This window comes from Mycobacterium sp. MAA66, from assembly GCF_041261665.1.
Lineage (GTDB): Bacteria > Actinomycetota > Actinomycetes > Mycobacteriales > Mycobacteriaceae > Mycobacterium.
In genome coordinates this window covers 104,245-115,228 of the sequence record NZ_JBGCCC010000006.1, presented here as the reverse complement: position 1 = coordinate 115,228, position 10,984 = coordinate 104,245, and the positions used below count along the sequence as shown (strand labels likewise).

11 protein-coding genes are annotated in these 10,984 nt (G+C 65.5%); 3 read left to right on the top strand and 8 right to left on the bottom strand.

Annotated features, from left to right (window positions below):
• Nucleotides 1-50 precede the first annotated feature (50 nt).
• The 3 genes from ABIA30_RS18330 to ABIA30_RS18320 all read right to left on the bottom strand — a co-directional run bounded on the left by ABIA30_RS18330 (nucleotide 51) and on the right by ABIA30_RS18320 (nucleotide 3,395).
• Entirely contained in the window at nucleotides 51-956 is a 906-nt protein-coding gene (locus tag ABIA30_RS18330; RefSeq protein WP_370067912.1) for a DMT family transporter, read from the bottom strand.
• Nucleotides 957-1,114: 158 nt separating this feature from the next.
• Nucleotides 1,115-2,317, bottom strand: coding sequence for a cytochrome P450 (locus ABIA30_RS18325; RefSeq protein WP_370067910.1), 1,203 nt, complete (start codon nucleotides 2,315-2,317; stop codon nucleotides 1,115-1,117).
• An 88-nt stretch (nucleotides 2,318-2,405) separates the two neighbouring features.
• A complete protein-coding gene (locus ABIA30_RS18320; protein ID WP_370067908.1) occupies nucleotides 2,406-3,395 on the bottom strand; it encodes a LacI family DNA-binding transcriptional regulator in 990 nt (329 codons plus the stop codon).
• Nucleotides 3,396-3,490: 95 nt separating this feature from the next.
• Here ABIA30_RS18320 and ABIA30_RS18315 point away from each other — a divergent pair, with 95 nt between their 5' ends.
• Entirely contained in the window at nucleotides 3,491-4,225 is a 735-nt protein-coding gene (locus tag ABIA30_RS18315; protein WP_370067906.1) for an SDR family oxidoreductase, read from the top strand.
• 63 nt (nucleotides 4,226-4,288) lie between these two features.
• Nucleotides 4,289-4,840 carry a hypothetical protein gene (locus ABIA30_RS18310; protein WP_370067904.1) on the top strand — a complete coding sequence of 184 codons (552 nt, stop codon included), beginning with the start codon at nucleotides 4,289-4,291 and terminating at the stop codon, nucleotides 4,838-4,840.
• 59 nt (nucleotides 4,841-4,899) lie between these two features.
• Here ABIA30_RS18310 and ABIA30_RS18305 read toward each other — a convergent pair whose 3' ends face one another.
• The 4 genes from ABIA30_RS18305 to ABIA30_RS18290 form a co-directional block, all read right to left on the bottom strand.
• Nucleotides 4,900-6,279, bottom strand: coding sequence for an alpha/beta fold hydrolase (locus tag ABIA30_RS18305; RefSeq protein WP_370067902.1), 1,380 nt, complete (start codon nucleotides 6,277-6,279; stop codon nucleotides 4,900-4,902).
• Nucleotides 6,280-6,347: 68 nt separating this feature from the next.
• Nucleotides 6,348-7,511, bottom strand: a complete 1,164-nt coding sequence (locus tag ABIA30_RS18300; RefSeq protein ID WP_370067900.1) for an MFS transporter — start codon at nucleotides 7,509-7,511, stop codon at nucleotides 6,348-6,350.
• Between the two features lie 82 nt (nucleotides 7,512-7,593).
• Nucleotides 7,594-8,784 (bottom strand): serine hydrolase domain-containing protein, encoded by a 1,191-nt coding sequence (locus ABIA30_RS18295; RefSeq protein WP_370068168.1) that lies wholly within the window; start codon nucleotides 8,782-8,784, stop codon nucleotides 7,594-7,596.
• Between the two features lie 177 nt (nucleotides 8,785-8,961).
• Nucleotides 8,962-9,195, bottom strand: a complete 234-nt coding sequence (locus ABIA30_RS18290) for a hypothetical protein (protein WP_370067898.1) — start codon at nucleotides 9,193-9,195, stop codon at nucleotides 8,962-8,964.
• 214 nt (nucleotides 9,196-9,409) lie between these two features.
• On the opposite strand from ABIA30_RS18290, the gene ABIA30_RS18285 reads away from it, so the two are divergent.
• Nucleotides 9,410-10,021, top strand: a complete 612-nt coding sequence (locus ABIA30_RS18285; RefSeq protein ID WP_370068166.1) for an O-methyltransferase — start codon at nucleotides 9,410-9,412, stop codon at nucleotides 10,019-10,021.
• Here ABIA30_RS18285 and ABIA30_RS18280 read toward each other — a convergent pair.
• The gene (locus ABIA30_RS18280; protein WP_370068164.1) at nucleotides 10,018-10,977 is read right to left on the bottom strand and encodes an esterase family protein; all 960 of its coding nucleotides are present in this window, start codon (nucleotides 10,975-10,977) and stop codon (nucleotides 10,018-10,020) included. The two genes, ABIA30_RS18285 and ABIA30_RS18280, sit on opposite strands and share 4 nt — an antisense overlap.
• Between the last annotated feature and the right edge of the window lie 7 nt (nucleotides 10,978-10,984).

Here is a 10,984-nt window from a genome sequence, read left to right as displayed (position 1 = left end):
GTTAGCAAAACTAAAGATATGCCTCGAGGGCCTGTGAGAAACTGCACTCACTAAGCGTGCGGCCCGACGCGGCGAACCGCAGTCTGACGCTCCAACTCAGCCTCGTATGCACCCTCACCCCGGCCCAGCGCGATGGTCGCGGCGGCCATCGCGCCGATCGCCACCACCAGCGCCACGGCCTCGTATCCGGTGGTCTCCAGCGCCTCCCCCAGCACCAGGGCCCCGATCATCACGGCCACCACGGGCTCTAGCACCAACATGGTGGGAACCGAGGTCTGCAGGGCACCGGCATGGAACGCCGACTGCTGCAGCAGCGTCGCCACTATGCCCAGCACGATCAGGATGTACGGCGCCGGCGTCGACAGCGAGCCCACCAGTCCGCGTTCCTCGACGACATGCATGAAGATCTTGGTGACCACTGCGACGACGCCGAAGAGCACACCAACCCCGCCGGCGAGCAGTACCGCTCGCGCCCAGCCCCTACACCGCACGGCCAAGACAATGCTGCCGATGATCACCGCCCCGGCAACCGTCGCGACCGCGGCGGCAACTGCGACGGTCGCCGGTTCCTCCTGCCGTCCGGGCCGGGCGAGCAACACGAAGACCCCCAGGCCGAGGGTCAGCAACCCGGCCCAAAGCCATTCCCCGCGAGTGACATGACGATTGGCCTGCCGCGCGCTCAGCGGCAGCGCAAAAAGCAGCGCCGAGACCAGCAGCGGCTGCACCACCAGCAGCGACCCGTGTTCGAGTGCAAGCGCCTGGAATGCGTAGCCGGCAACCGCCGCACCGGTGCCGGCCCACCACAGCCGGCGACGCAGCAGGGTCCGCAACATGACCGTGCTGACCCCGTACTCCGGCGGAACGTCGATGGTGGCGCGCTGTCGCACCACGATGCCGATGGCCGCGCACACTGCAGCACAGAGCGCGAACAGGACAACAAGCCCGTGTGCGATCAACAGCGGTGTCCTGTCAGCGCCGTCTCCCCCACCCCGGAATCCACGCCCAAAGGGTAATCGAGGCCTGGCCCGTGCCTGGCCTCGAAGCCGTCAGCGCTGCCCGACGGCGGTCAGTTTGTGATCTGAGCAGTATGTCCGGCGGAACGTGGGCGTCCTGGTCACCTGGCAAATGCCGGCATGGTGTCCCAGCCGCGCACCGTGGAAGTCGGTGACAGCGAGGCGTTTTCCAGGTCGACCTCCCACTCCGGGAACCGCTTGAGCAGTTCCTCCAGGGCGATGCGGCCTTCCAGACGAGCCAGCGCCGAGCCCAGGCAGTAGTGGGTGCCCACGCTGAACGCCAGGTGCTGACGCTGCTCGCGGTGGATGTCGAAGACGTCGCCGTCCGGCGGGAACTGCCGGTGATCGCGGGTGGCCGCGCCGAGCAGCATCATCATGACGCTGCCCTCGGGCACCTGCTGGCCGTAGTATTCGACATCGCGGGTGACGTAGCGCGCGACGTGCGGCGCCGGCGGCTCGAAGCGCAGCAGTTCCTCGATGGCCTGCGGGATCAGCGCGGGATTCTCGACGAGTTCCCGACGCTGATCCGGGTGTTCGGCCAAAACCTTTGCCGCCCATCCGATCAGCCGAGTGGTGGTCTCGTTGCCGGCACCGGCGACCACGTTGATGTAGATGAGCAGCTCTTCGCGGGTGAGCTTGCGAGCGATACCGTATTCGTCGGTGAACTCGACGGTGAGCAGGTCGGTCATGATGTCGTCGGACGGGTTGTCCTTGCGCCAGTCGATATAGGTCTCGAAGATCGAGCCGTCGACCAGGCCCTCCTTGGCGGCCTTCATCGGCTTACCGGCCTCGGTGCGCAGCTGATCGTTGCCGTGATCGCGGATCATCACCTGGTCGTCCTCGGGGATGCCGAGCAGCTCGCTGATCACCTGCATCGGCATGATCGCACCGAAGTCGGTGATGAAGTCGAACTTCCCGCCGCCGACCAGCGGATCGAGCGCCCGCGCGCAGAACTCGCGGATCTTCGGTTCCAGCGCGTTGATCTTGCGCGGAGTGAACATCCGCGCAAGCAGCTTGCGGTGGATGTCGTGGATCGGTGGGTCCTCGAAAATTAATGCACCAGATGGGATTTCGATATCGGCCTTGATCAGCTCGATGATCGCGCCGCGGGCCGAGCTGAAGGTTTCGTGGTCGACCAGGGCCTTGTTGACATCGTCATAGCGACTCAGTGCGTAGAAGTCGAATTGTTGGTTGTAGTAGAGCGGCGCCTCCTCGCGGAGCCGGCGGAACACCGGGTACGGGTCGCGGTTGATGCCGACGTCGTACGGGTCGAAATACACATCGCTGGTGGTCTCCACAGACACTGTGGTCCGCCTCTCTGAAGCCGCGAGACTGCTTACCCGCGTAAGCTACACCGCTGAGCGGTCGCCCGACAAGGGGTGCGAACCCGATTCAGGTGGAGTCGCGGACCAACAGCATCGCCGCGTCGTCGCCGGGCTGTTCACCGACCGCGGGGTAGCCCAGTTCCGCCATCATTGCAGGTACGGCGGCCTCCACGATCAAACTGGGATCGAACCGCACCGAGGTCAGCGGGGGCCCACTGACTGCACCGAGCGGGATGGCATCCACGCCCATCACAGCTAGATCCCGCGGGCAGTTCAGCCCCGCTTCACGCACCCCGTGCAGCACCACGAACGCCGTCTCATCGCTCTGCGCACACACCGCGGTCAACCCCGAATCCACCCAACGGCGCACCACGTCGGCGGCATTCGAGCCGTCCGCCGCCACCGTGTCCACGACGACGTCCGGCAGTCCACGCCGGCGGGCCGCCTCCCGCAGCCCCGCCAACCAGTAATCACCAAGCGGCCGCAACTCCGAGGTGTCGACGTAGGCAAACGCCAATCGCGTATGTCCGCGCGACACCAGGTGGTCGATCCGCATCGCACCGACCGTCAGGTGCAGCGCCCCCAGCGCCTGCAACTTCTCACTGCCCAGGTAGATCTGGGGAATGCCGGCCGCGTCGACGGCCGCCGCGGCAGCTCCGGTCAGCGGAAAGACCCCGGTGACCGCGATCGGGTTGAGGTCGGCGACCGCATCGACGACGTTCTGTCCATCATCGGTTTCCAGTTGCAGCGACAGCACGATGCCCCGTCGAGCCAGCGCGGTGGTCAGCCGGCTGCCCACTTCCAGCGGGAGCTCCCCGAGCGCGATCCGCGGCACGATGTAGAGCACCACACCGCTACCGCCAGAGGCCAGATTGCGCGCCGCCAGATTGGGGCGATAGCCCAGGCTTGCCGCGGCATCATGCACTGCGGCTCGCGTTTTTGCTGAAATACGCTGCCCAGCAACATCATTGAGGACATAGCTGACTGTCGCCGGCGACACATTCGCCAGCCTCGCGACGTCGGCCTTGGTCGGCCGGGACGTTCCTCGGATCCCCACGGCCGTTAGCTTGGCACACCACACCCGACCGGCCGCAGATTTAATGTTACCTTAAGTTTCTCTTATTTTTCTTATTTTTTGGGTAGTGTTCTCTCATGCGCCCCAAAATCGCCCTTGTCACCGGAGCTTCTCGCGGCATCGGAGCTGCCGTCGCCCGGCAGCTGGCCAGCTCCGACACCCATGTATTGGTGAACTACCGGGAGAAGGCGCGGCGCGCAGAGGCCGTCGCCGAAGCCATCAGGGCCGCCGGCGGACAATCGTCCGCCCTGCGCGCGGACCTATCCGATGAATCTGCGAGCCGAGCGATGGTCGACCGGATCGACAGCCGGTTCGGCCGCTTGGACATGCTGGTGCTCAACGCCTCCGGCGGCCTGGAACTCGGCGCCGAACCCGGCTACCCGATGCGGCTGAACCGAGATGCCCAAGTCCGCCTTGTCGATTCGGTATTGCCACTGATGACAGCCGGCAGTCGCATCGTGTTCGTCACCAGCCACCAGGCACACTTCTATCCCGGCCGGCCGATCCCCGATGGTTACGCGCCGATCGCCGAGAGCAAACGGGCCGGCGAGGATGCACTGCGTGCGCTGCAACCCGAATTCGACCGGTGCCGAATCGGTTTCACCGTGGTGTCGGGCGACATGATCGAAGGGACCATCATCATCCGATTGCTGGAAAGACGCGATCCGTTGGCCGTTGACGCACGACGCGACTTCGCCCCGTTGCCGACCATCCAGCAGTTCGCGGCCGCCATAGCGGACGCGGCCACCGGACCGGACCAACGCGACACGGTGTACGTCGGCGGCACCGATTACCTGGACCGCCCGGCATGACCAAGGACGTGCACGCCATCAGAGAACTGACACCGCTTGTCGCGTGGCTGGCAGGATGAACACATGGCTATCGTCCACCGCGCAACACTGACACCGCACAAGTTCGACCTGGTCACCGCGTGGGTGCCGACGCAACCGTGGTTCGACGGCGACGGCCCCGTCGAAATAGTGTCCGCCTTCCGGCTCGACGATCCCGCAGGCGAGGTCGGCATCGAGACGTTCATCGTGCGCGGTGGCACGCGACTGTTCCACGTACCGGTCACCTACCGGTCGGCCCCGCTACCCGGTGGCGTACTGGTCGGTGAGCTTGAGCATTCCGCATTGGGGCACCGCTGGCTCCACGACGGACCCAGTGACGGCGTGTACGTCTTGACCACCACCCTGGCCATCACGTCCGCCGGCCACGAAGTGGAGATGTTCCAATCCGACGGCACCCTGGTGCCGCGCCCGGAATCGGCTGCGAGCGTTGCCGGTAGCGGCCTGACCGACGGCGCGGCGCCCGGTGAACTCGTGATAGCACGGGCACTGCCCACCGAAGTCCCTGCCGGGGCTGCGACCCTGCACGCCACCTGGCCGGGACAGAGTACCCCGGTAACGCTCGCCTGGCTGAGCTAGGCGACGGTCATTCCTGCACTGCACCAACGTGATTCAGTAGGGCTCGCCACGCGGCTGGTTCAATATCGATGATCCAGTTCGGGGACGACCGTCGCCGCGCGGACGAGCGCGCACACCTGCCATCGGCCCGGGACACCTTTGAGGTCGTACTCTCCGCGGTCGGTGAAACTATGGCGAGAGCCGGTGACGATATCGCGCACCGTCGATGAGACGAGCACCTCGCTCGGACCGGCCAGCGCGGAGACACGTGCGCCGATGTGCACGGCCATACCGGCGATGTCATCGCCACGAATCTCGACCTCGCCGGCGTGGATGCCCACCCGGACCTCGATGCCGAGCGGGCGGACCGCATCGACGATGGCCTCCGCACAGTTGATCGCGACGCTGGGGCTGTTGAATATCGCCACGAATCCGTCGCCGACGGTGTTCACCTCGATGCCTGCGAAACGTTCGAGTTCATGGCGGATCACGGTGTCGTGGTTGTCGAGCAGGCCATGCCACCGGATGTCACCGAGCCCGGCCGCATGCTGCGTCGAGCCGACGATGTCGGTGAAAACGATTGTGGTGAGCACACGTTCGGCGTCCGAGCCGACGCGGACACCGGTGATGAACTCCTCGATCTCGTCGAGGACCGGAGCACTGTCGCCGACCCAGTAAAGCGTGTCTGCGCCGGGCAATTCGACGTATCTGGCGCAGGCGATGTGCTCTGCGAGATACCGGCCGTGCGCGACCGGAACGAATGTCGCCTCTCTCCGATGCAGAAGGAGGGTCGGAGCGGTGATGTGCGAGAGCCGGTCACGCACGTCTCCGGCCACTATCGTCTGATTCGATCTGCGGGCCATGCTCGGTGATGCCGCGCGGTTGCCTGCGGCGTCCCACCATGCGCGGAACGCCCGGTCGTTTGAGACCGACGGCGCGATCTGCTGCAACACGTCGAAGCCCTGCTCGACGGCATCTGGTTCGAGTGCCACGGTCGTGAACGGGCTGGCCCCGCTCCGATGTGAGCCGGCCTCGTAGTCCGGCGCCCAGAGCACCCTGGCGGCGCCGTTGACGATCACCAGGTTCTCCACCCGCTCCGGTCGGTCGCCTGCCAGCAGGAGCGCGGCCATCGCAGTGAAGCCGGACGCGAAGATCGTCGCGCGTTCGACGCCGATCGCGTCCATCACCGTGACCGCATCCTCGGCCCAACATCCCTGGGTGATCGTGTCAGCCCCGATGCGCGACGACATTCCCATGCCGCGATGGTCGAACCGGATCAACCGAGAAAACGAGGACAGTCGCCGGAAGAAGCGATACATCGACGGCTCGTTGTCTATCGAGTCGATGGGGATGAATGGCCCCGGCATGACCACCATGTCGGCGGGTCCTTCGCCCAGCACCTGATAGGCGATGTCCAAGTCGCCGCGTGACGCGTAGCGAGTTCTGGGAACCGGTGCCACAAACGCCAGAGTAACCCGGGTGAAGCACTACCGGGACAGGACCGAGCGAGCTCCGTCGTGGCCGTGTACTACCCGGTTCCAGCCTCCGCCCGGAACATCCCCGTCCGCGCGATCACGCCGGCCAGTGCGACGGCGAACAGGACCGCCGAGGTGCTGATGACCGTCAGGACGCTATGCCCGTCGTACACCGCTCCACCGCCCACCGAACCGGAAACGATGCCCACCTGAAAAGCCGTGACGTACCACGCCGAAGCCCCCTCTGCATGTTGTGGGCAGGCCCGGATCGCCGAGGCCTGCAGCATCGGCGGCAACACCGCTGCGCAGGCACCCCAGATCAGAATGGCACCGCCGCCCAAAACCGGTGACCCGCCCGACGCCACTGCGGTCAGCACAAAGAATGTCAGGCACAGCACCGCCACCGTCACGGTCACGGCGAAGCGCGGCCATTTGTCACTGGCCCGGGCCAGCACCGCCATCGACACCAATCCGACGACGCCGTACGCCGCCAACAGCATCGCCTGGCCCCGTCCGTCGGCTCCGGTGACATCCCTGATGATCGGCACGACGAACGTGTAGGAAGCGAAATGCGCTGTGACACCGACCAACGTGATCGCACACAGCGTGAGCAGTCGCTTGTTGCGGAACCAACGCATCGGTGAATTCGATTCCAGCTCAACCGCACCAACGGTCATCGTCGGCAGGAGGCACCGCGCCAGCACCGTGATCACGCCGGCAACCGCAGCGATCACCAGCAGCGCACCCCGCCACCCCCAAGCCTGACTCATCGAGGTGGTCAGCGGGTTGCCCACGATCAGCGCGGCGGAGGTCCCGATGTAGACCGCGGTGGTGGCCCGGCCCGTGTGCGATGCCGGAACCAGGCGAGCACCGATCGGGGCAACGATCGACCACATCAATCCGTGGGTGAGCGCGCACAGCACCCGACTGACGGCCAGCAACAGCAAGCCGGGGGCGAGCGCCGAAAGCACCTGCGACACAGTGAGACTCAGCAAGGTCAAGACGAACACTTGGCGCCTGGGCCAGTGGGCGGTGAGGCGTACCAGCGGCACGGTCGACAACACGCTGATCAATGCGTAAGCCGCAGGCAGCATTCCGACCCGGGCCTCGCTGACGTGCAGATCGGCCGCGATCGCCGGCATCGCGCCGATCGGTGCCAGTTCGGCCACGGCGTAGACATAGGCAGCCGCCGCGAGCACGGTCAGCTGCAACACCACTCGCGTTGTCCACTGATAGCCCCGTGCGGGGAGCACGGGTGGCGGCGGTTCGAGCCCGATTACCGCAATGAGCGCGACCCTCTCATGCGGGCACCCCGAGCGCAGCGTAGATCTGGTCCGACAGCGCGGTACTGCGCGGATCGGCATTGGCCTTGGTCTTGTCGAAGAAGTTCATCACGTACGCGTACGCGATGCCGTTCTCCAGGTCGACGAAGGCGAACGAACCGCCCGAGCCGCCGTGCCCGAACATCCGCGCGTTGGGGCCGTTCACCTGCCGCTGGTTGAGCATGTACCCCAAGCCCCAGCCGTGGTCGGCGACTCGGGGCCCGAGTACCAGGTCGGTGTCGAAGCCACCCTGGGACGTCCGGCACAGGTCCATCAGGTCACGGCTCAGGACCTTGCCCTGAGCCATCGCGTTGTAGAAGGTCGCCATGCCCAATGCCGACACATGTGCATTGGTCGCCGGGAATTCCATTGAACGCCAACGATCCATGCTCTGCGAGCCGACTTCGTCGTCGGAGATGAAGCCCATCGCCACCGAGAGACCGGCCTTGCGGTGCTCGGCCAGCGACGTGGGACGTTCCGGCGCCCCGGCATCTTCGAGTAACTCGCGCACATGCGGCTTGTTGATCATGTCCGCACAGCGCCCATGGTGTTCCCCGGGCAGCCCGATGAACACATCCGCGCCGAACGGTTCGGCAATCTCCGCACGCAGTATCTCGCCGACGGTCTGCCCCGTGACCCGTTTGATCACCTCGCCGAGGATGAAACCGAAGGTGACCATGTGATATCCCTGCGCCGTGCCGGGAGTCCACCAGGGTGCGGATGCCGCGAGGGCGCTACACACGTGATCCCAGTCCAGCACCTCGTCCGGCGACATCCGCTGTTGTGGACCGATCACGCCCGAACGGTGCGACAACACCATCGAGACCGTGATATCAGCCTTGCCTGATTGTGCGAACTCCGGCCAGTACGTAGATACCGGCACGTTCAGATCAATGACACCGCGCTCGGCCAGAAGATGTAGGCAGGTGCTGGTCAGACCTTTCGATCCAGAGAATACCGGCGCCAATGTGCCTTGGTGCCAGGGAATTTCGCTCCCGGCATCCTGCCACCCGCCCCACATGTTGACCACCAGTTCGCCGTCGACGAAACCGGCCACCGCGGCCCCCACATCACCGCGCGCTGTGAAGTTGCGTTCGAATTCCACACGGACAGCGTCGAACTCGGGGGCGCAAAAGCCCCCGACCGGAAATTCGTCGCAAGAGTACAACTCAATGCCACACAGCGAGTCGGGCGGTTGAATGCCGTTGGCTTCCAAGCCCGAAGGAGTCCGTCACTCTAGGAGTGTTGGCCGTCCGATGGTCTCGTGGCTATGCCGTGTCGCAAATGGATTCCAGTGTGGAACCAGAACGTGATGAAACCGACACCAGCCGCAGCAGCCCGCTGCTTACCCGCCCGAGTTCGCCGTCGTGGTGATTCCGGAATCGGAACCGCCGGAGCGGACGACTGCCGACGGCGCGGTGTAGGGGTTGTCGCCGGTGGCGTTCACCGCGTTCTTCGCGATATTCACTGTGTCGTGGGTCGTGCCGTCGGTGTGCGAGATCGCCAGAACCGCCGACGCCGCGATCGCTGCACCGCCGAAAATCAGACCCAGCGACTTGGCAGTGATCTTGATGCCCATCGTGCACCTCCATGCCCTCAGGGACTGCCATCAGTCGACAGCAGTCGGGGCAACCCTACGAACCCAATCTGTGGAATCGTTGGGAATTTCATCCCGCCAAGCTGCGACTGGCAACGCCCGGCAATCGGTAGCCCCCACCTGGACAACGCCGGCGCGTACCGTCGGTCCGGTGAGCACACTCGATGATGCCAAAGTCGCCTCGGCCCTGGATCGAATGTATGCAGAGTCCGACGCCCAGATGGCCGAACTACAGAGCCGCGCAGGTCAATTCGCGCGGCTTGCCGATGCGACCGCGCAGGAGCGGGCCGACGCACTCAGCGACATCTACATGCCGGTGACCCGAGATGCCGGCCGACTGATCTATTCCTTGGTGCGGGCATCGCGCCCGCAGACCGTGGTCGAGTTCGGCATGTCGCTGGGCCTGTCCGGCATTCATCTGGCCGCAGGGGTGCGTGACAACGGCGTCGGCCGGGTCATCACCACCGAACTGAGCGCAGCGAAGATCGAAGCGGCCACCCACAATTTCGCCGAAACCGGGTTGGACGACCTGATCACGGTGCTGGCCGGAGACGCACTACAGACCCTGCCTGCGATCGACGGACCGATCGGCTTCGTGTTGCTCGACGGCTGGAAAGACCTGTACGTCCCGGTGCTCAAGATCCTGGAGCCCAAGCTGGCGACGGGCGCGCTGATACTGGCCGACAACACGTCCATGGCAGACACCCAGCCGTATCTGGACCATGTGCGTGATCCGGCGAACGGCTATGTCAGTGTGAGTTTTCCGGCCCGCGACGCCGACAGCATGGAACTCAGCTGTCGGGTCTAACCTGCGGCCGGGGCCGGGGCGGGCACCGGCGCGGCCTCGGGTGCCGCGGGCGGCGGAGCCGGCTGCCCGACACCCAGCACCCGCAGTAGATCGGGCTTCATGGCCTGCAACTGCTGGCCCCAGTAGCCCCAGCTGTGGGTGCCGTCGGCCGGGAAGTTGAACACCGCGTTGTGCCCGCCGGCCTGCCTGTACAGCTGCTCGAACTGCTTGTTGGTGGTGATGGTCAAGTTCTCCAGGAACTGCGCGCTGTACATCACGCCGAAGTCGCCCGGGGCGTCCAGATCCGATGGCGCGCCGTTGCCGCAGTAGACCCACACCGCGGTGTTGTTGGCCACCAATTGCGCGACGTTGACCGTGGGGTCGTTGCGCCGCCACGCCGGATCGCTGGCGATGCCCCACATCTGGTTCGGGTTGAAGCCGCCGGCGTCCTTCATGGCGAAGCCGATCAGGGTGGGCCACAAGCCTTGCGACGGGTTCAGGAAACCGGACAGTGAACCGGCGAAGATGAACTGCGCGGGGTGCCAGATCGCCAGGGTCAGCGCCGCGCCACCGGACATCGACAAGCCGACCACGGCGTTGCCCTGCGGTTGCACGCCGCGGTTGGCCGCCAGCCAGCCGGGCAGTTCCTGGGTCAGGAAGGTCTCCCACTTGTAGGTGATGGTGCCGCCAGAATTGGTGGCCGGCTGGTACCAGTCGGAGTAGAAGCTGGACTGCCCGCCGACGGGCATCACCACGGAGATACCGGATTGGTAGTACCAGGAGAAGGCGTCGGTGTTGATGTCCCAGCCACTCTGGTCGTCCTGCGCGCGCAGGCCGTCGAGCAGGAAGACGGCGTGCGGTCCACCGCCCTGGAACTCGACCTTGATGTCACGGCCCATCGACGGCGACGGCACGCTCAACTGCTCGACCGCCTTCGAGGCCGCCTGTGCCTGTGGAAGCCGTCCGGGCAGCAGCATGCCCGGC